Here is a 24,806-nt window from a genome sequence, read left to right on the forward strand (position 1 = left end):
CGGCTCGTCGCGAGCCGCGCTTTCGTTACATCCTGTTCATTTGCGCCGCCAACACCGCGCGCAGCGTGATGGCCGAGCATATCCTGCGGCGCGAACTCGACGCGCTCGGCTTCGACCATCGGATCACGATCACCTCGGCGGGAATCGCGCCATACGCCCGCGACGGGGCGTTGGTTTCGCTCGATACGCGGATGGCGCTGCGCGAGGTCGGTATCGATATCGGCGACCAGGCGACTTCAACCGACCTGAAACGGCATCCCGAGATGCTCGAGCAGACCGATCTGATCATCGCGATGACCGAGCAACAGGCGCGCGAGCTGGTCGAGCGATTTCCCGGCGCGGCGGGGCGGCCGGTGTTCACGCTGCGTTCGTTCGCGGGTGAGGCAGGCGATATCGACGACCCGTACGAAAAGGGCGACCTGGTATTCGCCGAATGCCGCGAGGAGATTCATCGGCTGGTCCCGACGATCATCGAACGCCTTTTTCATCGCTAGCGCCCGACCGCGCCGCGCGCGATCATATGACGATGGAATTCATTAATCCGCCGGACGCCGAGATCCGTGCGATATTGGCGCGGCCAGCGACGGTCGCGGTCGTGGGATGCTCCGACAATCCGGCGTGCGACTCGCTTCAAATCGCAAAATTGCTCAAACGCCGCGGTTTCAAGGTAATTCCGGTCAATCCTCAGATCGACGCCGACGCGCTCCAGAGCGCTCTCGGAGAGAAGTGCTATCCCGATCTGGCGTCGATTCCGGAGGCGATTGAGATGGTGGACGTGTTTCGGCGATCGGAGTTCGTGCCGGAAGTCGTCGAAGCCGCGATCGCCAAAGGCGCGCGCGTGCTGTGGTGTCAGCTCGGCGTAGTCAACCTCGACGCAGCCCGCCGCGCGGATCAAGCCGGGATGACGGTGGTGATGGATCGATGCCCGGCGATCGAATACGCGCGCTTGTTCTAAGGCGCGGCGGCGCAAGAATATTATGGCGCGCTGGGAAAGAGAGAGCAGGACTTTTTACGTGTACATTATGAGCAGCAAGTTGGGAGTCCTCTATATCGGGGTCACGAACAATTTGGAACGGCGCGTGAATGAGCATCGCGCAGGTCTGATTCCGGGCTTTACTAAGAAATATCGCGTTCGGCGGCTCCTATATTTCGAAGAGTTCGACAGACCGGCGGACGCAATCTCCCGCGAGAAACAGATCAAGGGTTGGACGAGGACAAGAAAACTCGAACTGATTCATTCCACAAATCTGTCAATGGACGATCTTAGCGCGTGCTGGCGCACGCGAGATTCTTCGCTACGCTCAGAATGACGGAAGTGGCTTCAGTGCAATGACAGAAGTGGCTTGGCTGCGATGCAGACTGTTACCCACAGGTTCTCGCTTCCGTCATCCTGAGCGCAGTCTGCGCAGCGAAGGATCTCGTCCGCCGCGCGGCGGCGGCGGAAATTTGCGATGAAGCCGCGCAAGTGGAGGACGCTCAAGAGCGACATCGCCTACCGGACGCCGATTTTCGACCTCCATCGGCGGCGCTCGACGCATCCGCGGCGCGGCGAACGCGACTTCTTCATTCTCGACGCGCCCAACTGGGTGAATATCATTCCGATCACGACGAGTGGCGAGGTCGTGATGATTCGCCAATGGCGTCACGGGATCTCCGAGTTCACGCTCGAGGTGCCCGGCGGAATGGTTGATCCCGAGGATCGGTCGCCGCTGCATGCGGCGCGGCGCGAGATGATCGAGGAGACGGGATTCGATTCGGACACGATCGTGGAACTTGGCAAGGTGCATCCGAATCCCGCAATCCAGGGCAACATTTGTTTCTCGTTTCTTGCAGACAATGTGCGCCAGGTCGAAAGGGTGGTAGCGATCGGCGACGAAGAGACCGAGGTCGTGCTGGCGCCGATGCGCGAAATACGCGGGCTGATCGCGTCGGGCAAGGTCATGCATGCGTTGACGATCGCCGCATTTTCGTTCCTGCACGTCTACAACCCGCCGCCCAAGCGCAGCCGCAGGAAGTAGCGGACCGGCCGCATTGACAGCGGCCGGAGCGTGCCCTAGCCTTGATGGTTTGCTAGACTACAGAAACGAATCGACTGGGCCGGAGCCGCTTACCTCGACCTGCTGCAACCAGGTTTTTACCCATGTTTGATACGCTCAGCGACCGCCTCGAAGGGGTCTTCAGAAAACTCAAGGGCACGGGCCGCATCACCGAGCGCAATATCGAAGAGGCGCTGCGCGAAGTCCGGCTCGCGCTGCTCGAAGCCGACGTCAATATCAAGGTCGTTCGCGATTTCATCGAGCACGTCAAGAGCAAGGCGCTCGGCGAGGAAGTGCTCCGCTCGCTCACGCCCGAGCAGCATCTAATCAAGTTCGTCGCGACCGAGCTGCAAAACGCGATGGGCGGTTCGGCGCGCGAGCTCGATCTGAAGGTCAAGCCGCCCGTCAAGATCATGCTGGTGGGCCTGCAGGGCTCGGGCAAGACGACTTCGATTGCGAAGCTCGGGCTGTGGCTCAAGTCCGAGCGCAAGCGCCATCCGATTCTGGCGTCCACCGACGTTTATCGGCCGGCCGCAATGGAGCAATTGCGCGTGCTCGGCGCGCAGGCGCAAATTCCAGTCGTCGAGAGCCGCGAAGATCAGAATCCGATCGAGATCGCGTCGCGCGCACTGGCCCGCGCCGAGACTGGCGGGCATGACGCGGTGCTGATAGACACCGCCGGCCGCTTGCAGATCGACGAAGAGCTGATGGACGAGCTGGCGCGCCTGAAGGCCGCGCTGAACCCGCATCACATCATATTCGTCGCCGACGCGATGACCGGGCAGGAAGCGGCGAACGTGGCGGCGGGATTCCACGAGCGGCTGGGAATTTCGGGCGTGATTCTGACCAAGCTCGACTCGGACGCTCGGGGAGGCGCGGCGCTTTCGGTGCGGACTATAACCGGGGCGCCGATTCTGTTTGCGGCCACGGGCGAGAAACTCGACGCGTTCGAGATTTTCTATCCGGACCGGCTGACGTCGCGCATCCTGGGGATGGGCGACGTGCTGACGCTGATCGAAAAGGCGCAGCAGAACTACGATCAGACCAAGGCCAAGGAGCTCGAGCGCAAGTTCAAGAAGAACGAATTCACCATCACCGACTTCGCCGAGCAGATCAGGGCGATCAAGAAGATGGGATCGCTTGGCGATCTGATGGGAATGATCCCCGGGCTCAAAAAAGTGGCGGGCGCGGCGGATTCCGAAGAGGCCAAACGCGAGCTGGGGCGCATCCAGGCGATCATCGACTCGATGACGCTGCAGGAGCGCGGCAACCATCTGATTATCAACGGGCGCCGGCGCGCGCGAATCGCCACCGGCAGCGGCACGTCGGTGCAGGACGTGAATCGTTTTCTCAAACAGTTCGAGCAGACGCGCAAAATGATGAAAAAAATCACCCGCATGGGCGCGGGAAAAATGATGATGCGCGGACTGGGGCTCGGCAGCTAGAATAGGAAACAGGAGAATCGCATGGCACTTGTAATCCGGTTGCGCCGCCACGGCGGGCGCAAGAAACCCTTCTACCGCATCGTGGTCGCAGACTCGCGCTCGCCGCGCGACGGACGCTTCGTCGCTCAGGTCGGCACTTACGATCCGGCCTTCGATCCACCTCGCGTCACGATCAAAAAGGACGTGGCGGACCGCTGGCTAAAGGCTGGCGCTAAGCCGAGCGACACGGTAAGAAAGCTAATTAAACGGGCCGAAACAGCAACGGTCTCCGCCTGATGCGACCCGCTGCAACGGAGCCATCCCATGAAGGAGCTCGTTCAGTTCCTCGCACAACAGCTGGTAAACAATCCTGACGCGGTGGACGTGAAGGAGACGCAGGGCGATACCGCCTCGATAATTGAACTGCGGGTGGCGAAGGAAGATTTGGGGCGTGTGATCGGCAAGCAGGGGCGGACCGCGAAGTCGATCCGCACGATTCTCAATGCGGTCGCCTCGCGCACCAACCGCAAGGTCGTTCTCGAGATCGTCGAGGACAAATGATCGGACCAATCGGTCGATAGCTTTCGTGAGCCGGCCAGCGCCTGCATGGTGACACGAATCAAGTTGCAGCATCGATGCTCCGCGTCGGCCGCATAACCGGCGCCCACGGCCTCAAGGGCGCGCTGCGATTGCGGCCCGATAATCCCGACTCCGACACATTGGAACAGGTCGCGCGCGTGTTCCTGGAAAGCGCGGGACAAGCACGCGAGTTTCGGCTGACTGGAATGACGCGGCTGAACGCGACGACGCGGCGAATCACGCTCGAGGGTGTCGCCGACGTAAACGCGGCCGAGTCGCTCAAAGGCGCGGTCGTGATGCTCGCGACGGAGGATGTGCCGGCGGCCAAGCCGGGCGAGTTCTACTATTACGAGGCGATCGGATGCGAAGTGTTTCTGACCGACGGCAGCCGCATCGGCACGATCGAAGAAATCTTCTCGACCGGCGCGCACGACATCTGGGTGGTGCGAGGCAGCGAGCGCGAAGTCCTGGTTCCGGTTATCGAGGACGTCGTCAAGGCGATGGATTTCGCCGCCCGGCGCGTCACGATCGAGCCGATCCCCGGCCTGCTCGACTGAAATCGACCGGCGCCGTCTGGCCCAAAGCGGCGTACCCGGATAGATTTGGATTCACGACGCATCCGCAGTTTGGTTCGCCGCGATGGAATTTCACGTAATCACACTGTTCCCCGAGATGTTCGAATCGCCGTTTCGCGCCGGCATGATAGGACGCGCCGTCGAGCAGGGATTGATCGCGATCAAGGCGCATCCGCTGCGCGAGCATGGTCTGGGTAATTACCGGCAAGTCGATGATGCGCCGTACGGGGGAGGCAGCGGGATGGTGATGCGGCCGGAGCCGATCGCGGCCGCGATCGACGCGGTCAATGCGCAGCGTCCGGGATTGTGGCGCATCCTGATGACGCCGCAGGGCGAAGTGTTCGACAATTCGATGGCGCGGGACCTCGCCAGGCGCGCACCCGGCCTGATGATCGTCGCGGGACGCTACGAAGGAATCGACGAGCGCGTACGCTCGCTGGTGGACCAGGAAATTTCCATTGGCGACTACGTGCTGAGCGGCGGCGAAATTGCGGCGATGGCGGTGATCGAGGCGGTGGGCAGGTTGATACCGGGCGTGCTGGGAAATCCCGAGTCGCTCGACGAGGAATCGTTCGCCGCCGGGATGCTGGAGTACCCGCAATACACGCGGCCCGAGGAGTTCCGCGGGATGAAGGTGCCGGAAATCCTGCTTAGCGGCGACCACGGCAAGATTCGCGCGTGGCGCCAGATCGAAGCCAAACGGCGGACCGCGCGGCGGCGCCCCGACCTGCTCGAACGCCGCAAGTTCTGAGCGTGTCCGATCTTTTCGTAGCGCTGATTCATCATCCGGTCGTTGACCGCAACGCAAAGATCGTCACGTCAGCAATAACCAGCCTCGACATTCACGATATCGCGCGCGCGGCGCGAACCTACGACGTGCGTGGCGTGTTCATCGTCCATCCGATTCCCGAGCAGCGGAAATTCGCGGCGAGCGTGATCGATCATTGGCGTTTCGACTTCGGCCGGAGCCACGATTCGCGCCGGCGCGAGGCGCTCGAGCGCGTGCAAATCGTCGCGCAACTCGACGACGCGATCGCCGCGGCAACCCGAATCTCCGGCGCACGCCCGCTCGTCGTGCACACCTCCGCGCGCACCGAGGGCGGCGCCAGCTACGCCGATTTGCGAACTCGGATTGAGGCCCCGGATGCGCCGCCGATGATAATCCTGCTCGGGACCGGATTTGGAATGTCGCCCGAGGTGGCAGAACGCGCCGACGTCGTGCTTGCGCCGATCGTTGGCCCCGGCGACTACAACCATCTGTCAGTGCGCTCGGCCGCGGGAATCATCCTGGACCGGCTGCGCGGCAAGTGACGCGGCGCCCCCACCCATTGAGTGGGCGGGCGCATTTCGGTAGGTTTAGGGGCTCGACTCGAGGTCTGTCATTCCCATGAATACTGTTATCCAGAAGCTCGAAGAGCGGGGCCTGCGCAAGGACCTGCCCGAATTCCGCGTGGGCGACACGGTTCGCGTTCACGTCAAAGTCGTCGAAGGCGAAAAAGAGCGCATTCAATCCTTCGAAGGCATCGTGATCAAAATCAACCGGGGCGCCAACCGCGCGACCTTTACCGTCCGCAAAGTTTCATACGGGGTCGGGGTCGAGCGAATATTCCCGATGCATTCGCCGCGGATCGACAAGCTGCAGGTGCTGACGCGAAGCCGCGTGCGGCGTGCACGCCTGTACTACCTGCGCAATCTGTCGGGCAAAGCGGCGCGACTCGACGTCGCGACCTGAGCGCCGGGCGGGTCCTCGATCATATGTCGATGGAGACGGCGGTCTTTTCGACAGAAACCCCCGTCATGCGTACGTTGCCATCCAGGTAGGCGCCTTCGGCTACCGTCAAGTTGCGCGTCTGGATATTGCCGAAGAACCTGGCGCGCGGACCCAGCACCATGCGGTCGCATCCGACGACGTCTCCGCGCAACTCACCCATTATGAGCAGTCGCGGCGCGAAGACCTTGCCCTCGATCATTCCATCCTCGCCGACCACCACCAACTCGACCGAGCGAACCTCGCCACGGAAGCGGCCCTCGATTCTGACCGGTTCATGAAAAATCAGTTTGCCCGAGACGTTGACGTTGCGGCCTACCGCTACGCGCGTGCGCTCCTCGGCCCACGCCACGCCTGCATCCTGCGGTATCTGTGTTGAATCCATTCACTACGGGGCCGGGAATACGTGACATGCCACCGCGTGCCCGCCGCGCCCGGTTTCCAATTTCGGTTCGACGCTGCTGCAAACATCTTTCGCATATGGGCATCTTGGATGGAAGGCGCAGCCGGCGGGCGGGTTCATCGGACTGGGCATTTCGCCGGGCAGCTTAATTCGCTCCGGCTTGTGGGCGGTGTCGATGGTCGGGATCGCCGAGAGCAGCGCGCGGGTGTAGGGATGCCGCGGGTTCAGGTAGATCTCGTCGCGCGATGCGATTTCGACAATCTTGCCGAGGTACATGATCGCGACGCGATTGCTGATGTGCTCGACCACGCGCAGATCGTGCGCGATGAACAGGTAGGTGAGTTTCAGCTTCTCCTGCAGGTCCTGCAGCAGGTTGATTATTTGCGCCTGGATCGAGACGTCGAGCGCCGAGACCGGCTCGTCGAGCACCAGGAAGCGCGGATTCACCGCGAGCGCCCGCGCGATCCCGATTCGCTGGCGCTGCCCGCCCGAGAACTCGTGGGGCAAACGATCCATCGCGTCAGCGCTCATCCCGACCATCGCAAGCAGCTCGGCGATTCGCCGCTCCTTTTCCGCCCCGCGCGCGAGTTTGTGAATCTCGATTCCTTCGCCGACGATCGATCTCACGCGCATGCGCGGATTCAACGACGCGTACGGATCCTGAAAGACGAGCTGCATCTGGCGGCGCAGAGCACGAAGCTCCGCGCGGCCGAGCGTCGAGAGATCGCGGCCGTCGAAATAGACGGCGCCTTCGGTCGGCTCGAGCAGTTTCAGAATCAGCCGTCCAAGCGTCGATTTGCCCGAGCCCGACTCGCCGACCAATCCCAGCGTTTCGCCGGGCGCAATCTCCAGATGGACGCCGGTCACCGCTTTTATCGAAAGTTTTTTCCCGCCAATAATCCCCGTCGAACCGGCCGGGAACTCCTTGCTGAGATGCTCGACGCGAACCAGCGCCGCGCCGGCGGACGCGGTTGCGGCCGTATCGCCAATGGGCGATCCGGGATTAGGCGCGGATGCAGGCGACATAATGGTTTGGGCCCTTGTTCTCGAGCGGCGGCTCAGCCGCGGAGCATTGAGGGATTACGCGCGGGCATCGCGGATGAAACCTGCAGCCCGCCGGTGGATTCAGCGCGCTCGGAATCGAACCGGGAATCGCCTGCAAGCGGCGGTGCCGGCCGCCGTCGATGCCGGGAATCGATTCGAGCAAACCGCGCGTGTACGGGTTGAGCGGGTTTCGAAACAGCTCCGCGCTCGGCGCCTGCTCCATCACGCGCGCCGCGTAAAGAATCGTCACGTCGTCGGCATACTCGGAGACGATTCCGAGATCGTGCGTAACCAGGATCACGGCCAGCCCGAGCCGCACCTGCAACTCGCGGATCAGATCGAGAATCTGCGCCTGTATCGTCACGTCGAGCGCGGTGGTCGGCTCGTCGGCGATCAGCAGGCGGGGATTGCACGACAGCGCCATCGCGATCATCACCCGCTGGCGCATCCCGCCGGACAACTGATGCGGATAGTCGTCGATGCGCCGGTCGGGGTCGGCAATCCCGACCATTCGGAGCGCCTCGATGGTGCGATTGCGAGTCTCGGCGCGAGCGGTGTGCTGATGAAGGCGGACGGCCTCGCCAATCTGGCTGCCGATGGTGAAGACCGGATTGAGCGAGGTCATCGGCTCCTGAAAGATCATCGCGATCCGCGCGCCGCGAACGTGGCGCATCTCGGGCTCGCTGAGCTTGAGCAGATCCTGATCCTCGAAGATTATTTCGCCGCCGACGATTCGCGCCGACTCCGGCAGCAGCCGCATGATCGAGAGCACGCTGGCGGTCTTGCCCGATCCCGACTCGCCGACGATTCCCAACAACTTCCCCGGCGCGACGGAAAAACTCACGCCGTCAACCGCGCGCACTTCGCCCGACGCGGTGAAGAACGAAGTGCGCAGCGATCTGACTTCGAGCAGCGGTTTCACGTGACGTTCAGGGTATCATCGCCCCGCCGCAGCCATCCAGACGGATGCGGCGCGGGGTGGTGATCTAATTTGGGCGATTCTGGGGGACCTGACGGATACCTAGCCGGGGTGTGAGAACTCCTACAAGGTTCGAGGGTGAAGCTCCCGATGCGGGGATATGCTCTGGCCTGCACCCCGGTTTACCATTTGCTGACTCGGCTGAACGAGCGCAATCGCTTAAAGAACTCAAGCCGAGCCTCGGTCGTGCGATCCTGAGTTGGGTTCGCCGCAGTTGCCTCATCGCGTAACCCAATAATTGTGCCGTCGAATAGTTAGATTGCGATGCGGAGCGCAATTTCCTCAAACAGGACGTGCGGCACTTTGACTCTTCGCTTGCCCCGCGGCTCTTTTGCGATCCGCACAAGACCGTGGCGCTCCAGAATTCGAACGTCTTCCTGGACGTTCTTGAAATCGCGCTTGACCATTTTCGCCAGTTCATAGAGCGATCCGGGATGGCGCGTTCGGATCGTACGCATAAGAGCGAGCCTCTCACGCGTCAGAAAGTTACGGACCGCCTCAATGCTCGTGAAGCCGACTTCGTCGCGCGGTTTGGGCGCAATGCGCCGCCCGGTCCGGACGGCGTCGAAGGTCCTGGAGAAATCGTCTGCGAGTTGAGCCAGCGGCCCGATCGAAAACGTCACTGTCTTCATTTTTCATCTCCTGCGAATTGCCTTGCTTGTGCGAGAAAATCGCCGATGAGCCGGCGCGCCGTCGAAAACTTGTACGACTCCTCGTGCTTGCCAATGTGACGATGGTGGCCCTTGGGGTGATGATTGTCATACAGAATCGCGGGCGTTTCTTCACCTGAACGAATGAACGCAAGCCGATACCGAACACCTTCGGAGTGTCGAGCATTTTTCTCGACTTTCCACAGGACAATCTCGTAGAGATTCCCTCGCTCGTCCGTCCACTTCCGCCGCCTGATGAGTTTAGCCCGCGCCACCCCTCAACCCCTCTACATGGCATGATACGCCACGTACTCCAATCTTCCAACAGGCAATAACGCAAGCTCGCTGGAGGCGGGGGCTCTCCCGACGGGGCGAGGCAAGCTGATCCGGGGTCCCTCGGCTTCGCTCGGGATGACACAAAGATGAGAGGCGCGGCCAGCCGGACGGATGCGGCGCGACAGCGAAATCATCCGGCGGTGGCGGGATCGAGCCGGTCGCGCAGATGGTCGCCGAGAAAATTGAAGGACATCACCGCAAGGAAAATGAAGATGCCCGGAATCAGGATCCATGGGTAGCGCGCGAGGTTCTGCACGTCTTGGGCCTGCGCGAGAAGGTTGCCCCAGCTCGCGGCCGGCTCCTGAATTCCCAGACCGAGCAGCGAGAGCGCGCTTTCGCCCAGGATGAAGCCCGGAATCGAGAGCGTGGCCGCGACGATCGCGTAGCCGATCACCGACGGAATGATGTGACGGGTGATGATGCGCCATCGCGACGCGCCCAGCGCGCGGGCCGCCTCGACGTACGGCCGCGAGCGCACCGAAGACGCCATCCCGCGAATAATTCGCGCAAAGCCGGCCCAACTGATGAAGCTCATAATCGCCACGATCATGAAGAAGGTCGCGACCGTGCTCATCCCCGACGGAATCACCGCCGCCAGCGCCAGCAGGAAATAGAATGACGGCAGCGACATCTCGATTTCGGACCATCGCATGATCAGGAAATCGACCGTCCCGCCGATATAGCCGGACAGCGCCCCGATCGTGATGCCCAGTGAAAAACTGATCAGCACGCCGATCAACCCGACGCACATGCTCACGCGCGAGCCGTACACGATCCGCGAGTAGAGGTCGCGCCCCAGGCCGTCGCTGCCGAGCATGAAGTACGGCTCGCGCTCGCTGTCGGTGGTGAATAGATGGCCGCGGGTGAACAGATGGATGGCGAGCCGGCGGGAAGTGTCCGCAGCGAACGTGCGCGCGATCGGATCCTGCATGTGCATCGGATGGGTGTAGAACAGCCCGCGCGACCAGTCCGACGGCGCATTCATGTGCAGCGACATCGGAGGGCAGTCGGGCATCTCGCGATTCTGATAGGCCGGATCGTAACTCGCGAAGAACGGCGACGCGGCGGCGAGCAGGTAGAAAAGCGCGAGGCAGCTCGCGGAAAAGCGAACCGTCCGCGACGCGAGGCGCCATTCGCGGGCCACGCCCGACCTTGGTCGCGCGGATAGCGCAGCGCCCTGGAGATTGCGCTGCATCATGGCGTCCGCGTTCATCTCACTCGGCCGCCACCGACGAAAAATCGACGCGCGGATCGACCGCCACCAGCGCGATGTCGGCAAGCAGGTTGCCGACCAGCAACAGAATCGTGCCCATCAGCACCGAGCCCATCACCAGGTAGATGTCGAGCGAGCGCACCGCGTCGAGCATCAGCAGTCCAAGACCCTGCAGGTTCATCACGGCCTCGACCAGCGCGGCGCCACCGAGCAGATCGCCCAGCGAGTAACCCGCCATCGTGACGAACGGGTTCAGCGCGTTGCGCAGCACGTGCTTGTAGATGACGACGCGCTCGGACAATCCCTTGGCGCGCGCGGTGCGCACGAATTCCGAATTTTTGATTTCGAGAATCTGCGAGCGCATCAGGCGCATCAGGCCCGCGGTTCCGGAGATGCCGAGCACGAAGACCGGCAGGATGAGATGGTTGATGCGATCGGCAATGCGGTTCACCGTAGTGAGCGCCGAGTAGTCGGGCGAGAAGGTGCCGCCAATCGGAAACCATCCGGTTTTCAGCGCCAGGTACATCATCAGGAAGGCGAGAAAAAAGCTCGGCACCGACATCCCGAAGAAGGCCAGGAACGAGAGGAAGCGATCCCAGATCGAATTTTGGTTCACGGCGACGATGATTCCGATCGGAATCGCGATTACCCACGATAAAATCATGCTGCTCGCCGCCAGAACGATCGTGTTGAAGGCGCGCGACGCGATGAGGCCGGTGACGCTCACGCGGTATTGCAGCGAGAAGCCGAAGTTCAGATGCAGCACGCCCCACAGCCACTTGAAGTAGCGGACCATCAGCGGCTGATCGAGGCCGAACTGCGCCTCGAGCTGGTGAATGACCTCGGGCGTGATGGTCGGGTTGAGTTTGAGATTGGAGACGAAGTCGCCCGGCACCAGCGACATCGCGAGGAACGAAATGAAAGTGATCCCGAGGATGAGCGGGATCATGTTGAGCAGTCGGCGAATCAGAAAGCGGGTCATCGTGTCAGCAGCATGATATTTCGACGTGGGTTGCGGCGGCGGAGGTTCAGTCGGGCTTGAATTCCACCCACTCCGGCTTGTACAGGCCCCAGACCTTGGGCTGATAGTTTTCCAGCGAGTTTTCCCATGACGAATAGCGCTGTTGGCGGACCGTTTCGAGTATCGGCAACTGGTCGTGGAGAATTTGCTGAATCTTCCAGTAGTACGGCGCGCGCTTGGTAATATCCATCTCGGACGCGCCCTGGTCGAGGAGCGTATCGATCTCCGCCTCCCACGCCGTGGCGGGTTTGGGCTGATTCGGATTCCACAAATGAAGGTTGCCCGACGAGCGATAGAAGTTCGCGCCATCGTTCGGCTCGATACCGCCGGTGAATCCAATCAGCACGCAGTCCCAGTCGAAAGACGAATCGAGCTTGTCCACCAGCGTGGTGAACTCGAACGGCCGATAGTTCACCTTTATACCGAGGCTCTCGAGGTCCTGCTTGAAGATGGTGCACATCTCGTTGCGCTCGGGCGCGCCGGTGTTGGTGGTGAGATCGAATTCGAGGCGATTGCCTTTCGGATCGGTGCGCACGCCGGGTTTTGCGAGATGATAGCCGGCCGCCTCGAGCATGCCGGCGGCAAGTTTCGGATCGTAGTCGTAATCCTTGAGATTGGGGTTGTGAAAGATTTTGTTCTCGGGCGAGATGTCCGCCACCGCCGGCACCGCGAGGTTGTGAAAGACAAGATCGATCATCGATTTCTTGTCGATCATGTGCGCCATCGCCTGCAGGAACTTCAGGTCCGTGAACCAGCCGAGCTTCGGATTGGTGACGCCGCTTTTGAGGTAATGGCGCGGATTGCGGTTGAAGGTGAAAAACAGCGAGCCCGTGTCGATTCCGATCTGCTGAACCGTGATGTCGAGTTGGTGGTTCTTCACCTTGTCCTGAAGCGGCGAAACCTCCTCGGTGCGCGGGCCGTAAACGTCGATTTGCCCCGACAGATAGCGCAGGTAGGCGGCGTTCTGGTCCTGCACGATCGTCACCGTCTGCCCGTGCAGGCGTGGCAACTGGCCGCCGTGCTCGTCCTTCATCCAATAGTCGTTGTTGCGATCGTAGCGAACGAGCTGGCTCTGCGCGTAGTGGGTCATGCGATACGGGCCGTCGCCGACGAGCTTGTCCGGGGGCGTGTCGATGCCCCAGGTATGGTTGAAATTTCCCGCCTTCCACACGGGCTCGAGGATGTGCGCCGGCATCACAGGAATGCCGATTGAATAGAGCAGCGGAGCGAACGGTTTCGCCAGATGCATGACGACGGTGTAGTCGTCGGGCGCGTCGGCGGCGATGCGTTGGTGGTCGATGGTGATCGCGGGACGGATGCTGTTGGGCACCTTGGGATCGTAGATGACGTCGAGCGTGAACAGAACGTCGTGCGCGGTGACGGGCTGGCCGTCAAACCATTTCACGTCGTGGCGGAGATGAAACGTAATCGTCTTGCTGTCGGGCGCGATCTCCCATTTTTCGGCCAGGCCCGCCTCAGGCAGGGTAGTGACGGGGTTGAGGCGGATGAGGCTTTCGAACAGATCGCTGGTCAGCGTGCCCGAGGTCGAGTCGGTGATCAGAATCGGATTGAAGGTGCGCGGATCGCTGGCCACGGCGCTGTAGAGGATTTGATTTTTCTCGTGATCGCTCCCGGGCCGGTTCACCCGGCATCCGGGAAAAATCGCGAGCGACGATATGGCAATCGCGCAGGTGATGGCGGGCAGGATTCGCTTGAGCCGGCTTTCAGCTTTCATTTGCAAACGCGCGGGCATCGTCAAGGCTCAAATTCATCAAAGTGGCTCCTGGAGCCGGTGTCAACACGAACGTCGAATCGGGGATGGCTCCATTGACGATCGGCCGGAGATAACGAAACGTCACGTGGCTGCCGGCCGCCGGAAAAGTCGCATCGACGACGTACGGAAACATCACTCCGCCGATATCATGATAGTCGCTGTAACGCACCTCGTAGTTGACGCGGCCGCCGGCGTTGCCCGCCGTTACCCGCACCATCGCGAGATTGCCGCCCAAAAATCCAAGCTCGCGAGTCCCTGACGCGGTGTTGTTGTTGCCATACGACGCGACGATCATCGCGCCGTCGCTCGACACCGAGTCTGCGATTCCATTGAGCGCGAACTCGGGCGGCGCAAGTCCCATCAGCAGACCCACGGCGTCGGCGGGCGCCATCGGGATTCGCACGTACCTGTAGAGCGTGTCGGCGGTGGCCTGGCCGCGCATGAAGCGATTGCGCCCCGGCTCGAAGATTGCGAGTTCCGAGCCCTGTGCCGCGAGCAGCAATGCCACGCCGAACGGCGCCATCGCCTCGACGCGCAAATTGGCGGGCCGCTTGACGACGATTTCCTCTTTGGCCTTCAGGTGCTGATCGCCGGCAGTGTATTCCATGACGGCCGGGGTCTGCATGGAGTCGAGCCTTTTTTCACGCTCGGCCAGCGCCGCGATCAATTTCTGGACTTGATATTTACCGGCGTCGAAGCCCGCTATCGGGGTCTCGGGCTGTGCAACGGGGGGAGGACGAACGATGAAGCAGGCGGAAGTTGCGAGCGTCGCCAGCAGCAGCATCGAGGCGAGCGCCGCGAGCGAAACAGTTTTTCGGCGCGCAGCGCGTTCAGTGGCCCGCGCTGGCGGCATTCTGCAGGACCTGAATTTTATCCTTGAGCCGTGCGACCTGGTCGGATTCCTGCGCCTTCTTCAGCGCGTCCGAGTACTCCTGGCCCGCTTCCTTGACTTTGCCCAGCTTGCGATACGCGTCGCCAAGATGCTCGGTGATAGTGGGGTCGTTGCCGGTCAGGTTGACCGCGCGCTCCAACTGCTCGACGGCGCGCTTGTAGTCGCCTTTCTGATAGTAAACCCATCCCAGGCTATCGACGTAGAAGCCGTCTTCGGGCTCGATATCGAGCGCGCGCTTGATTAGCTTTTCGGCCTCGACCAGGTTGGCGCCCTGTTCGGCGTAACTGTAGCCGAGGTAGTTCAGCGCCTGCGCATTGGCGGGATTGAGCTCGATCGCCTTTCTCATCTCGGCCATGGCTTCTGCGCGCTGTTTGTTCTGATCGAGCGCTGCGCCGAGCGTGAAGCGGAACTTGTCACTTTTGGGATCGGCCGCGACCATCTTGCGCGCGAGCTCGATCGCTGCCGGATAATCCTTCTTTTCCTGATAGACGCCGACCATGAAGCCGATGATTTCGGGGTCGTTGGGCTTACTGGCGAGCGCGTCCTTCAGCGCGCCGAGCGCGTCGTCGTACTTGTTCTGCTTGTCGTACAGGTAGGCGAGCTGCAGCCGCGACTCGACGTAATGCCCGTTGTCGGCGGGAATTTTGTCGAACTCGCGGATCGCCTTGTCGTTCTCGGAAAGTTCCGTGTACACCGTGCCGAGGTAATAGTGGACGCGGTAGTTGTTCGGCTCGGAGCCAAGCACGAGGTTGAACTCGGTCGCGGCGTCGTCAAAATTGCCCTGCTCGAGGTAGAGCAGGCCGATCTTGGTGCGGGTGTCGGCGGGATTGGTTTCGACCTGCTCGGCGCGTTTGAGCTCCTCCAATGCCTGGTCGTATTTTTTCTGACCGACCAGGATTTCCGCCTTGCGCTTTCGAACCAGCTCGTTGTTCGGGTTGATTTGCGTGATCTTGTTGTAATACGCCAGCGCGTCCTGGGGCCGCTGCTGGCGCTCGCGCAACAGCGCAAAATCAAGCAGCACCAGCTCCGACTGCGGATTGAGATCGAGCGCCTTTTGATAATATTTTTCGGCGGCCGGGTAGTTCTTCGACGCCACCATCACCTTGCCGGCGTAGTAGTAGCCAAGGAATGAATTGGGATCGAGCTTGATCAGCTGCTCGAAGGTCTTCTCGGCTTCGCCGAAATCGCCCCGCTTGGCGTAGAGGGTGCCGAGATACAGATAGGCTTCCTGATTTTTGGGATTGAGACGCAATACCTCGCGGTAGTCCTTTTCCGCAGTCGCGTCGTCGCCGAGCGCCGAGCTGATGCCTGCGCCGAGCAGACGGCCGTCGGCGGAATCCGGATTGATCGCGAGCGCCTGGTTCACCTGCTCGAGCGCCTCCTTCAGGCGCCCGTCGCGGACGTAGAGCGTGGCCAGGCGAACCTTGAGCGCGGCGTTGGTGGGATCGTACTGGACCGCCTCGGCGTAATCCTTGAGCGCCTCTTCGCGGTCGCCTTCATTCATCGCGAACTCGGCCTTCAGGAACGCGCTCATCGCGCGCGCATCGGCAGGGACCTCCACCGCCGGCGCGCCGCCGAAGGGATTATCCCCGCCCACGCTGACGGTGCGAACCGGCTCGAACTTCGTGCTGGTGATTTTGGCGCAGCCAACAAACGCAATCGACGCGGCGCCGAGTGCGATGATCGCGCGTGTACTAAAAAATATCATGATCGAAACGAATTTCCGGGAGAGCTTCTCAATTGGGGCTCGCACCACGCTGTATGGATCGTCAACGCGCAGTGTCCCGCGCCTTCATAGCCGGTCGCCGACCTTTGCGCATCCTTTACATTATAAGGATTCCGCCACTGGATGCGACTGCGCAACCCTCATTTGATTTCCGGCCTGCTTGCCACCACGCGTCGCCTCGGATAGGGAGGGGGGCCGGAGCCGCCCCGCAATTGCCGCACGTCCCGACGGAAAACATGCGTTCCCGAGCGCCTTCGAGCGCCGCCCCGCCGGCGCATCGTTCGCCCCGCAAGCTCGGGCTCATCCCGCTGGTATGCGTGATGTACCTGGTCGTAAGCGGCGGCGCGTACGGCCTCGAGGATGCGGTCCGGATGGCGGGGCCGCGCCTGACGCTGATGCTGTGTCTCATCGTGCCGCTGACGCTGAGCCTGCCGACGGCACTGATGGCGGCGGAGTTGACGGCCTTGATGCCGGTGGAAGGCGGCTTCTACTTTTGGGTCAAGGAAGCGCTCGGACCGCTGGCCGGCTTCGCCGAGGCATATTTGACAATTCTGTACACCGCCGTGGACATGGCGATTTATCCGGTGCTTTTCGCGGGCTATCTTTCGTTCATCCTTCCGCTCGGCCCGACGGCCCAAATTGCGATCGGCGTCGCGCTGGTATGGCTGGCGGGTGGACTTAATTTTCTCGGCGTCAGGCCGGTTGGGATGGCGTCGATCGTGCTTGCCGCGATGCTCGTGTCGCCGTTCGCGGCGCTGGTGATCGTTGGCCTCCCGCGCCTGGTTCATTTCACGATGCCGACGCCGCCGCTGTTCGGCGCGGATCCGTGGGGTGCGATGGCGGCGGGACTGACGGTGGTCATATGGAACTTCAGCGGATGGGAAAACCTGAGCGTCGTGTCCGCGGAGATCGAAAATCCGCAGCGTAACTATTTGCGCGCCATCCTGATCGCGCTGCCGATAATGGTCGCCGGCTACGTGCTTCCGCTGGCGGTGTCCGTCTCGGGCGCCGTCACCGCCGCGGACTGGGGCACCGGCTCGTTCTCGCACGTGGGCTACGCCATCGGCGGACCCGCGCTTGGCGGCGCGCTGGCGCTGGGCGGCGCGGTGATGTCGTTCGCGGTGTTCGAGGCCGCGATGCTGTGGGTGTCGCGGATGCCGTTCGTGCTCGCTCGCGAGCGCTACCTGTCGCCGCCGCTGGCCGAGCTCTGGTCCGCGACCGCGACGCCGGGCAAGTCGATTCTGCTCTGCTGCATCGTCTTCACGCTGCTCGTGCCGGTCGGATTCGTCGGGCTGGTCGTGCTCGACGTATTCTTTTACATGGCGGCGCTTGTGCTGGAGCTGCTCGCCCTGATCCGGCTGCGGAAACGGATGCCGGATCGCACCGGGATGTTCACGATTGGCGGCGGCCGCGTCGGTCTCGCGCTCGTCGGATCGCTTCCGATTCTGACCTGGGCCGCGACTTTCGGGTTGGCCGTCTCGGCCGGCGTAGGCAAGGTCGATTTCATCCTGGCGATCGTGCTCGGCGTATGCGTTTGGCCCGCCTACGCGATTTGCAGGCGGCGCTACGGCGGGCCGCCCGCGATCGATCCTCCGCCCACCAGCATCACTGCATGAGGCGTTAGTTCCGCGCCGTCAGCCGATACAGCGCGACCACCTTGTTCTGCGAGATTGGCTCGACGGTGAATTTTTCCTGCAACTGATCGAGCTCAGTCTTGAGCACGCCGGCGTAATCATCCGACTCGGGCGCGGCAAGCAAAAGAAAGACCGGGGTCTTCGCGCCCATCGCCGATGCGAGCGAGTCCGCCTCGGCGGACATTTGAGAACCGTCGAACACGACCGGCGGCACCGCGCCGTTCCATCCCGAAGCGCGTTTCTCGTACAGGCGATGCAGATGGTAGTCGGTGAATCGTTCGCCCGGGTCGAGCGAGTTCAGGCCGACGAAGCGCCGATCTTCACCGGGCAAATACAGTTCCAGAAACTGCAGCGAGATATTGCTGACTACGGTCGCGTCGTCAGGCAGCGTCGAATCCTGCTCCTCGAGGCTCGCAACCATTGCGGAGTCCGCGGGCCGCGCGCTCAATCGCACGGCCGCTTCCGAAGCCATCGACACGATCAGAGCCAAGTCGAGCACGATCACGCCCGCCGCGCCCGCGAACTGACCGGCGCTTCGACGCCGGTTTCGGAACACGTCGCGCATCCATCGATTCGCCACCGACGCGCCCGAGCCCGCCGCGATGAACAGTACGAACGCGGCCGGCAGGATGAAGGCCACGTCGGTGAACACGTAGAAACAGTAGAGCCCGGTCAATGCGGCAAGGTAGCCGAGCCCGAACCAAATCAGGCGCCGCGCCGCGGATCTTCCGGTCGCGCGAAGGGTCGCGATGAACCCGACAATCGCGAACACCGCCGCCGCGAATGGGTAGAGGAAGTATCGCGAGTCGCCGGGATCGCCGAGCATCCCGTCCAGCCCGAGGATCGTTGTGGCGTACACGACGACGTTGCCGTGCGGATTTCGCGGCATCGTGGGACCGAACAGATACGCGATGCTGAAGGTCTTGCCGCCGGCGCCATAGACCTCGGGCACCCACCACACGTAGCCGCTGGCGAACGCGCTGCCGAGATTGATCGCGTTCTGATGCAACTGCCACGCGACCGGAATCGCGAATCCAATCGCTACTCCGATCGCCGCTTTGACGATGCCTGGAAGATCTCGATGTTCAAGCGGCACCATCAAGACGCACAATGCGAGACCAACAAGGATGACGGCGTTGGTCGGGCGAATGATCGTCGAGAACCCCGCGAAGAGACCGAACATCAGCCATGCCGACATCCGCATCCAGCTCGGCGATTGGATCGCGTAGTCCGATGTCGCCAACACCAGCATCACCGCGGCGCAGATCGTCACGCACAACGTGGGCACGTCGCTCATCACGAGGTATGAATAGGTGATGAAGACGGGGGAGAGCGCGAGCGTCAGTGCCGCAATCGCGCCGGCCGCGCGCCCGAAATAGGCGCGCGCCAGCATGAAAATGCCGAAGACCGAGAGCAGCCCGAGAATGAACGAGGCGAAAAACAGTGGAAGGTGTTCGCCAAAGATGCCGTGGAAGAATCCGAGGATCGCCGGGTAGCCGCCGGTATAGCGCGACGGGTAAGTATATCCACCGAAATGCAGCACCGCACCGCGACCATTTGCCAGGTTCACCGCCGACGCGGCGTACTCGAGTCCATCCGGCCAAGGCATCAATTCGAGTCCGCGTCGCCAGCCGGTAGATTTAACCATCACCATCGCGAGCTGCATGATCGCAGCGACGATTCCCCATTCGAGAATGCCCGGTATAAGGGGTACGCCCGACGGGGTCATGCGGGGCGGTTTCGATGACTTCGCGCGGCTCATCGCGGCGCATCTCCGCGGCCGCCGGCAACGCCGACGCCGTGCGCATCGGCGCATGGCTGGTGGTCGTGCTGCTCATCCCGCGCGTCGTGCGGATGCTCTACCCGGAAGTGTGGGTCGAGGACGATTTCTACCTCGAGAGCGCGTGGCTCGTGAGCGTCGGGATGCGCCCGTATCTGGATTTCGTTCACCCGCATATGCCGCTGCTCGAATGGATTGCGGGATGCTATCTCAAGTTGTTCGGCACAAGCCATCTGTCGGTCGAAATCCTGAGCGAGGCGGCGATTTTCGCCGCCAGCATCCTGACTTACTCGCTCGCACGCAAGGTCGCCGGCCGCCGCGCCGCCATCGCCGCGTCGATTCTATACGCATACAGCTCGCTCGTCTTTCGCTACCACGTTTACGAGCGCGAGAGCTTCATCGCGCCGCTGATTATCCTGGGGGCGATCGTCACGCTCGCCGATACGACGGCGGCGGTCAGCCAGGCGGCGATTCTTGCGGCGATTTTCTTCGTCGCATGCGCGATCAAGTTGACGGCGGTGATTCCGTTTGCCGTGATGCTGGCCTTCATCGCCGTCGCGTACCGGCGAATCGCGGGCGCGATCGTCTCGGGCGCCGTCTTTGCGCTCGCGCTCGCCGGGTTCAGCGCCCTGCTCTACCGCCTCTACGGCGGCGAGTTCATCTTTCAGACGTTCGTGTTTCATTTTCTGAAGGGGCGCGACACCGCCGGCAGCATCGTGACTTACCCGCGGATGATCCTCGACGTGCTCGCGCCGCTGTTCGTGCTCGGATGCATCCGGCTCATTGCCAATCGGATGGTCAATCGCGCCGTCGTGCTGGTGATCGGGATCGTCGCCGCCGAGTACGCCTTTTATGGTGTGCTGAGTCCGACCGCATGGGGCCACAACTATCTCGAGGCGATCCCATTCGTCGCGATCGTCGCGGGAATCGGCGCGACACTGCTGGTACGGGCGATTGCGGATCTGATCGCGGGAGCGCAGGCGCCGCATCGATGGAAGCTCGTTGCGGGCGGTGCGGCGCTGATCGCGATTTTTCTGATCTGGATCACGCCGATCGTGAACGAGAACTGGCTGCATGGCGCGGTCTATGGCTTCGGCTTCGTGCCCCGCGCGGAAATCTCGCAGCTTGCCGGCGCGTTGCGCGCCGTAAGCCACCCCGGCGACGACGTGATCGCGCCGTCGTTCGTATGCTTCGAGGCCGGACGCCGCGAATTGATCCGCTATCCTGAAACCTACGGCGTGTATCGCGAAGCGAAAGCCGAGTACGATCGCGACGGCTTCTTCGCCGCGCGCCGCCACCTTGGCGCGGCCGATTTTTTCCAGATCATCTCGGATACGCAGCACTTCTGGATTGAACAGATGCGCGACGCGATTGCGGGGGGAAAAGTCTCGGCCGTCATCAGCGATTCGCCGATTCAGATGTTCCCGCTGGTGCTGGTTCCTGAAGACTTTCTGTCGAGCAACGGCTTCCGCGTGGTCCTGACGACGGACCATTTCACGCTCTGGTCGCGAACGCCCGCGCCAAGGGTAACCCCTGCACCTTAGTATTAAGACAAGATGCGGGCGGAGTTTACGCTGAGTACTCGAATCAGAATAGATAAGAGGACCTGCGCGAAATCGTCAGGGCACAAGACCGCTGCGTGCGGCTTCGACGAGCCGCTGAAAAGGAAAGTCCGGAACCAGACCCCACTGATTTCGCATCTTTCCTATCAATGGGTCGAGGGGTCACCCCTCGCGCCCGTCAGGCCGGGTGCGGCGGGCGCCGGTTCGGATTAACCGGCGAAAGTGGACAGGTAACTGGCTATCAGCAGGGCTCCGACCGTGAATGCCGCTCCCAAGACAACGAATGCAGCCATACTAACCATACTGCTGTTCATCGCTGACTCCCCTGGCGGAAAGCCGCTGACAGGCCGAGCTCTCCGCGATTTCGGAGATGACTGGTAAACCAGCTAACGCGACGGTGACACGTAGTCAAGATGGGATGATGGCAGGGCGCGAATTTGCATAAAGATGCGCGAATTTGCGTGTAGGATGGTCAGCGGCGCGAAACCATGGGGGCCCGGTTAGACACTGCGATTGCAAGCGGTCTGGCGTTCGTGAGAAGGAGAAGCGAAGTTATGAGAATGAAGCGCGCTCGGGTTGGGGCATTCACCGCAGGCGTTCTCGCGCTGCTGATGTCCGCAGCGTACGCGCCGGCAGCGAGAGCGGATTCCACGACCGCTGCGGGCGATGAGATTCGCGCCGAGCTGGAGAAGTGGACGCGAGACTTCAATTCCGGTGACGCATCAGAGGTTTGCTCGCTGTTTGCGCCGGATTTGATTTCAAATTATCGGGGGGAGCCCGAAGACACCTATACTTCTCTGTGCGCCAATTTGCAGATGGCGTTGGCGGACACGGCGAAGACATATCACTATGACCTGGAGATCAAGGAAATAATCGTCTCGGGCGATCTCGCCGTTGTAAGGCTCGTTTGGACTCTGAAGGTGCGCCCGAAAAACGGACCCGAGGAGACAAAACGGGAACTTGGCTTGGATATATTCCGGCGCCAACCGGACGGCAGCTGGAAGATAGCGCGTTACATGGCCTACGAGGCACCCTACCCCTAGGGGGCAGTTCGGTCGAGCGAACGGTACTGAATCGCCTCGCTGACATGGTGGGCGGCGATCGAGGCGGCGCCGTCGAGATCGGCGATGGTGCGCGAGACTTTGAGGATTCGGGTGTAGGCTCGCGCGCTCAGGCCGAGGCGGTTGATGGCAAGCTCGAGCAGGCGCTCGCCGCCGGACTCGATTTGGCAATGGAGACGGAGATCGCTCGCGCGCATCTGCGCGTTGCAGAAAAACGGCATCCCCTTGAAACGAACGAGCTGCGCCTCGCGCGCGCGATTAACGCGCTCGCGAATGGCGATCGACGGCTCCCGCGCGACGCGATCGGTCAGGTCCTTGTACTTCACCGCGGGCACTTCGATGTGGATGTCGATGCGGTCGAGCAGCGGGCCCGAGATGCGCGAGCGATAGCGCTGAATCACGATTGGCGAGCATGAGCATTCGTGCTGCGGATCGGTGTAAAAGCCGCACGGGCATCCCCGCGTTGCCATTCTGCCAAGTCCGACTTTGCGGCCAAAAACCTAAGGATTATCGGTATCCTTCGACGCTCAACACGATCGGCGACCACCTCCGGAAGGCCCGCCTCGATCGCCGTCTGTTTCAGAAAGATGCGGCCAAGGAACTGGGGGTAAGCGAGGCCGCCGTTTACAATTGGGAAACGGGGAAAGCCGTTCCGTCGATCCGCTCGATTCCTGGGATCATTCGATTTCTGGGGTACGACCCGTCTCCGGCTCCGGGATCGCTTTCCGAACAGCTTGTGGCCGCCCGCCGGAGGCTCGGCTACTCGCGGCGGCGATTGGCACACCATTTGGAAATCGATGAAAGCACGTTGGCGAAGTGGGAGACCGGGCGCGGGCGCCCCAGCCGGAAGATACGGGGGCGAATTGAGCTGCTTCTTCAACTCGATAAGCGGTGATCTCCCCCACCGCATTCTGCGCCACTGTCTTAAGTTCGGGCCCCCTGATAAAATCTGACCGATGATTTTACGCAGAACGAAAATGTGAGGTTCCCCCGATGAGCGAGCATCCCAAGAAGCACCATTTCTTCGTCGACGCAAAGAGATATGAGACGGAAAAGTCATCTCTCACGGGTGCCGAAATCAAGGCGATAGCCGGCGTTACCCCGACGTACCAACTCTTCCTCGAAGAAGAGGGAGACACCCCCGACAAACCAATATCCGATGGCGAAACGGTGGTGCTGAAGGAAGGGGAGGATACGAGGCACTTTTACGCGGTGCCACCTGCCACGTTCGGAAATCAGTGACTCCGATCATCGAGCAGCAGCTTGCAGCCCTTCAGCAGGAGAGACCGGAGGCATCGGCTGCACAACTGCCAAGCGGGGCTCACCTGATAACGATCCCGAATGTCACCATGCCTCCTGGCTGGAGTGTGAGGGTTGTAACTATCCTTTTCGTGGCTCCGCCAGGGTATCCCGCGGCACAGCCCGATTGTTTCTGGGTCGAGCCCAAGGGATTGCGGCTGGAGAATGGTAAGACGCCCCAAAATACCAACGATGCAAACCCGATCCCAGAGGTGCAACCCCCTCGGGACGTCACTTGGTTTTCTTGGCACCTTCAGCACTGGAACCCCAATCAAAGTTCGCTGCTGACCTACTGCAATGTCATCATGCAGAGGCTTAGCCCAGCTCGATGATTGAACTTGTCCTTGCAGCCGACGACATTGCCGCGATTCGAAGCGAGCTCACTGGCGGGGAAACTGAAGCCTGTTCAATATTGTTCGCTGCTCAGACCTCGCGCAAGGATGGCACAATAAGGCTGCTGGTTCGCGAAGTCGAGTTTGCAGCGCCAGACGACTACAGGCGAAGGGGGCCCGCAGAAGCTGAATTGAGCCCCGAATTCGTTGCGCGCGTCACCAAACGCGCTCGTCGTGAAACGAGTGTCTTGGTCTTTGTGCACAGCCATCTGGGCAACCGAGCACCTAGATTCTCATCCATCGACGGGAAAGGGGAGAGGCTCCTCGCGGACTTTCTCGCGCGCCGTCATCCGGACTGCGCGCATGCGGCGCTCGTTATTAGTGTCGGCGGCATGCAGGCGCGCCGCCTCGGTACTGACGAAGGGATTCGTGTCGTTTCGATCGGAGCGACCCGCGAGGTACTTTTCGATCCGGCCTACGAAGTGCCATCCATCTCCGAGCAATACGACCGCCAGATACGGGCTTTCGGGCGGGCAGGCCAAGAGTCACTTCAGCGGCTACGGGTCGCAATCGTCGGACTATTGAGCTTCGCATAATATACTTACAAGGGGAAGAGGTCGGCCTGCTGCCAGAAGGCCATGACCAGGGAGGGTCTGCGGCGCATCCGCTTGAGCGCGCGACGCGCGTGCGCGCTCAACTGCGCGAAGGTGTTGGGGCA

General features: G+C 61.7%; 30 protein-coding genes. 18 read left to right on the forward strand and 12 right to left on the reverse strand.

Annotated elements, in window-relative coordinates; translation table 11 throughout:
* The 11 genes from VIO10_RS08955 to rplS all read left to right on the forward strand — a co-directional run.
* Positions 1-494: hypothetical protein (locus VIO10_RS08955; RefSeq protein WP_331962560.1), on the forward strand; the 494-nt coding region annotated here is incomplete at its 5' end.
* A gap of 32 nt (positions 495-526) precedes the next feature.
* Complete coding sequence (locus tag VIO10_RS08960; RefSeq protein WP_331962562.1) at positions 527-955, forward strand: CoA-binding protein; 429 nt, start codon at positions 527-529, stop codon at positions 953-955.
* 22 nt (positions 956-977) lie between these two features.
* Positions 978-1,310, forward strand: a complete 333-nt coding sequence (locus tag VIO10_RS16225) for a GIY-YIG nuclease family protein (RefSeq protein WP_349259238.1) — start codon at positions 978-980, stop codon at positions 1,308-1,310.
* Between the two features lie 141 nt (positions 1,311-1,451).
* Positions 1,452-2,018 (forward strand): NUDIX hydrolase, encoded by a 567-nt coding sequence (locus VIO10_RS08965; protein ID WP_331962565.1) that lies wholly within the window; start codon positions 1,452-1,454, stop codon positions 2,016-2,018.
* Between the two features lie 122 nt (positions 2,019-2,140).
* Complete coding sequence (gene ffh, locus VIO10_RS08970) at positions 2,141-3,481, forward strand: signal recognition particle protein (protein WP_331962568.1); 1,341 nt, start codon at positions 2,141-2,143, stop codon at positions 3,479-3,481.
* Between the two features lie 21 nt (positions 3,482-3,502).
* Positions 3,503-3,757, forward strand: a complete 255-nt coding sequence (gene rpsP / locus VIO10_RS08975; protein WP_331962571.1) for a 30S ribosomal protein S16 — start codon at positions 3,503-3,505, stop codon at positions 3,755-3,757.
* A 27-nt stretch (positions 3,758-3,784) separates the two neighbouring features.
* Complete coding sequence (locus VIO10_RS08980; protein WP_331962574.1) at positions 3,785-4,021, forward strand: KH domain-containing protein; 237 nt, start codon at positions 3,785-3,787, stop codon at positions 4,019-4,021.
* Positions 4,022-4,095: 74 nt separating this feature from the next.
* The gene (gene rimM / locus VIO10_RS08985) at positions 4,096-4,596 is read left to right on the forward strand and encodes a ribosome maturation factor RimM (protein ID WP_331962577.1); all 501 of its coding nucleotides are present in this window, start codon (positions 4,096-4,098) and stop codon (positions 4,594-4,596) included.
* An 82-nt stretch (positions 4,597-4,678) separates the two neighbouring features.
* On the forward strand, positions 4,679-5,365 hold the full coding sequence (trmD, locus tag VIO10_RS08990) for a tRNA (guanosine(37)-N1)-methyltransferase TrmD (RefSeq protein ID WP_331962580.1): 687 nt from the start codon (positions 4,679-4,681) through the stop codon (positions 5,363-5,365).
* 2 nt (positions 5,366-5,367) lie between these two features.
* The gene (locus VIO10_RS08995; RefSeq protein WP_331962583.1) at positions 5,368-5,925 is read left to right on the forward strand and encodes an RNA methyltransferase; all 558 of its coding nucleotides are present in this window, start codon (positions 5,368-5,370) and stop codon (positions 5,923-5,925) included.
* A gap of 76 nt (positions 5,926-6,001) precedes the next feature.
* Entirely contained in the window at positions 6,002-6,346 is a 345-nt protein-coding gene (gene rplS / locus VIO10_RS09000) for a 50S ribosomal protein L19 (RefSeq protein ID WP_331962586.1), read from the forward strand.
* A 19-nt stretch (positions 6,347-6,365) separates the two neighbouring features.
* Here rplS and VIO10_RS09005 read toward each other — a convergent pair whose 3' ends face one another.
* From VIO10_RS09005 to VIO10_RS09050, 10 genes are all read right to left on the reverse strand, one after another.
* Complete coding sequence (locus VIO10_RS09005) at positions 6,366-6,767, reverse strand: polymer-forming cytoskeletal protein (protein ID WP_331962589.1); 402 nt, start codon at positions 6,765-6,767, stop codon at positions 6,366-6,368.
* Between the two features lie 3 nt (positions 6,768-6,770).
* The gene (locus tag VIO10_RS09010) at positions 6,771-7,811 is read right to left on the reverse strand and encodes an oligopeptide/dipeptide ABC transporter ATP-binding protein (RefSeq protein WP_331962592.1); all 1,041 of its coding nucleotides are present in this window, start codon (positions 7,809-7,811) and stop codon (positions 6,771-6,773) included.
* Complete coding sequence (locus tag VIO10_RS09015; RefSeq protein WP_331962595.1) at positions 7,789-8,751, reverse strand: ABC transporter ATP-binding protein; 963 nt, start codon at positions 8,749-8,751, stop codon at positions 7,789-7,791. The genes VIO10_RS09010 and VIO10_RS09015 overlap by 23 nt, the downstream gene beginning before the upstream one ends.
* A 311-nt stretch (positions 8,752-9,062) precedes the next feature.
* Positions 9,063-9,440, reverse strand: coding sequence for a hypothetical protein (locus VIO10_RS09020; RefSeq protein ID WP_331962598.1), 378 nt, complete (start codon positions 9,438-9,440; stop codon positions 9,063-9,065).
* Positions 9,437-9,733, reverse strand: a complete 297-nt coding sequence (locus VIO10_RS09025; protein ID WP_331962601.1) for a toxin-antitoxin system TumE family protein — start codon at positions 9,731-9,733, stop codon at positions 9,437-9,439. Before VIO10_RS09025 ends, VIO10_RS09020 begins: the two co-directional genes overlap by 4 nt.
* A gap of 191 nt (positions 9,734-9,924) precedes the next feature.
* Positions 9,925-11,007: an ABC transporter permease gene (locus tag VIO10_RS09030; RefSeq protein ID WP_331962604.1), complete on the reverse strand. Its 1,083-nt coding sequence runs from the start codon at positions 11,005-11,007 to the stop codon at positions 9,925-9,927.
* 1 nt (position 11,008) lies between these two features.
* Positions 11,009-11,989, reverse strand: coding sequence for an ABC transporter permease (locus tag VIO10_RS09035; RefSeq protein ID WP_331962607.1), 981 nt, complete (start codon positions 11,987-11,989; stop codon positions 11,009-11,011).
* A gap of 46 nt (positions 11,990-12,035) precedes the next feature.
* Positions 12,036-13,763 carry an ABC transporter substrate-binding protein gene (locus tag VIO10_RS09040; protein WP_331962610.1) on the reverse strand — a complete coding sequence of 576 codons (1,728 nt, stop codon included), beginning with the start codon at positions 13,761-13,763 and terminating at the stop codon, positions 12,036-12,038.
* Positions 13,753-14,655: a hypothetical protein gene (locus tag VIO10_RS09045; protein ID WP_331962636.1), complete on the reverse strand. Its 903-nt coding sequence runs from the start codon at positions 14,653-14,655 to the stop codon at positions 13,753-13,755. Before VIO10_RS09045 ends, VIO10_RS09040 begins: the two co-directional genes overlap by 11 nt.
* Positions 14,633-16,402 carry a tetratricopeptide repeat protein gene (locus VIO10_RS09050; protein ID WP_331962613.1) on the reverse strand — a complete coding sequence of 590 codons (1,770 nt, stop codon included), beginning with the start codon at positions 16,400-16,402 and terminating at the stop codon, positions 14,633-14,635. Before VIO10_RS09050 ends, VIO10_RS09045 begins: the two co-directional genes overlap by 23 nt.
* 254 nt (positions 16,403-16,656) lie before the next feature.
* Here VIO10_RS09050 and VIO10_RS09055 point away from each other — a divergent pair, with 254 nt between their 5' ends.
* On the forward strand, positions 16,657-18,036 hold the full coding sequence (locus VIO10_RS09055; protein ID WP_331962616.1) for an APC family permease: 1,380 nt from the start codon (positions 16,657-16,659) through the stop codon (positions 18,034-18,036).
* 4 nt (positions 18,037-18,040) lie between these two features.
* Here the strand turns inward: VIO10_RS09055 and VIO10_RS09060 are convergent, their stop codons facing one another.
* Entirely contained in the window at positions 18,041-19,816 is a 1,776-nt protein-coding gene (locus tag VIO10_RS09060) for a glycosyltransferase family 39 protein (RefSeq protein ID WP_331962619.1), read from the reverse strand.
* Here VIO10_RS09060 and VIO10_RS09065 point away from each other — a divergent pair.
* Both VIO10_RS09065 and VIO10_RS09070 read left to right on the forward strand, forming a co-directional pair.
* Positions 19,798-21,378 (forward strand): ArnT family glycosyltransferase, encoded by a 1,581-nt coding sequence (locus VIO10_RS09065; protein ID WP_331962622.1) that lies wholly within the window; start codon positions 19,798-19,800, stop codon positions 21,376-21,378. The two genes, VIO10_RS09060 and VIO10_RS09065, sit on opposite strands and share 19 nt — an antisense overlap.
* A gap of 572 nt (positions 21,379-21,950) precedes the next feature.
* Complete coding sequence (locus tag VIO10_RS09070; protein ID WP_331962625.1) at positions 21,951-22,439, forward strand: YybH family protein; 489 nt, start codon at positions 21,951-21,953, stop codon at positions 22,437-22,439.
* On the opposite strand, the gene VIO10_RS09075 is transcribed toward VIO10_RS09070, so the two are convergent.
* On the reverse strand, positions 22,436-22,927 hold the full coding sequence (locus VIO10_RS09075; RefSeq protein ID WP_331962627.1) for an ATP-binding protein: 492 nt from the start codon (positions 22,925-22,927) through the stop codon (positions 22,436-22,438). The genes VIO10_RS09070 and VIO10_RS09075 overlap by 4 nt on opposite strands.
* Here VIO10_RS09075 and VIO10_RS16305 point away from each other — a divergent pair.
* From VIO10_RS16305 to VIO10_RS09085, 4 genes are all read left to right on the forward strand, one after another.
* Positions 22,870-23,352 carry a helix-turn-helix domain-containing protein gene (locus tag VIO10_RS16305; protein ID WP_414645324.1) on the forward strand — a complete coding sequence of 161 codons (483 nt, stop codon included), beginning with the start codon at positions 22,870-22,872 and terminating at the stop codon, positions 23,350-23,352. The two genes, VIO10_RS09075 and VIO10_RS16305, sit on opposite strands and share 58 nt — an antisense overlap.
* Positions 23,353-23,450: 98 nt before the next feature.
* Positions 23,451-23,699, forward strand: coding sequence for a multiubiquitin domain-containing protein (locus tag VIO10_RS09080; protein ID WP_331962630.1), 249 nt, complete (start codon positions 23,451-23,453; stop codon positions 23,697-23,699).
* A complete protein-coding gene (locus tag VIO10_RS16310) occupies positions 23,696-24,088 on the forward strand; it encodes an E2/UBC family protein (RefSeq protein WP_414645325.1) in 393 nt (130 codons plus the stop codon). Before VIO10_RS09080 ends, VIO10_RS16310 begins: the two co-directional genes overlap by 4 nt.
* Positions 24,085-24,684, forward strand: a complete 600-nt coding sequence (locus VIO10_RS09085) for a hypothetical protein (RefSeq protein WP_331962633.1) — start codon at positions 24,085-24,087, stop codon at positions 24,682-24,684. Before VIO10_RS16310 ends, VIO10_RS09085 begins: the two co-directional genes overlap by 4 nt.
* Positions 24,685-24,806: the final 122 nt, after the last annotated feature.

This window comes from Candidatus Binatus sp., assembly GCF_036567905.1.
Lineage (GTDB): Bacteria > Desulfobacterota > Binatia > Binatales > Binataceae > Binatus.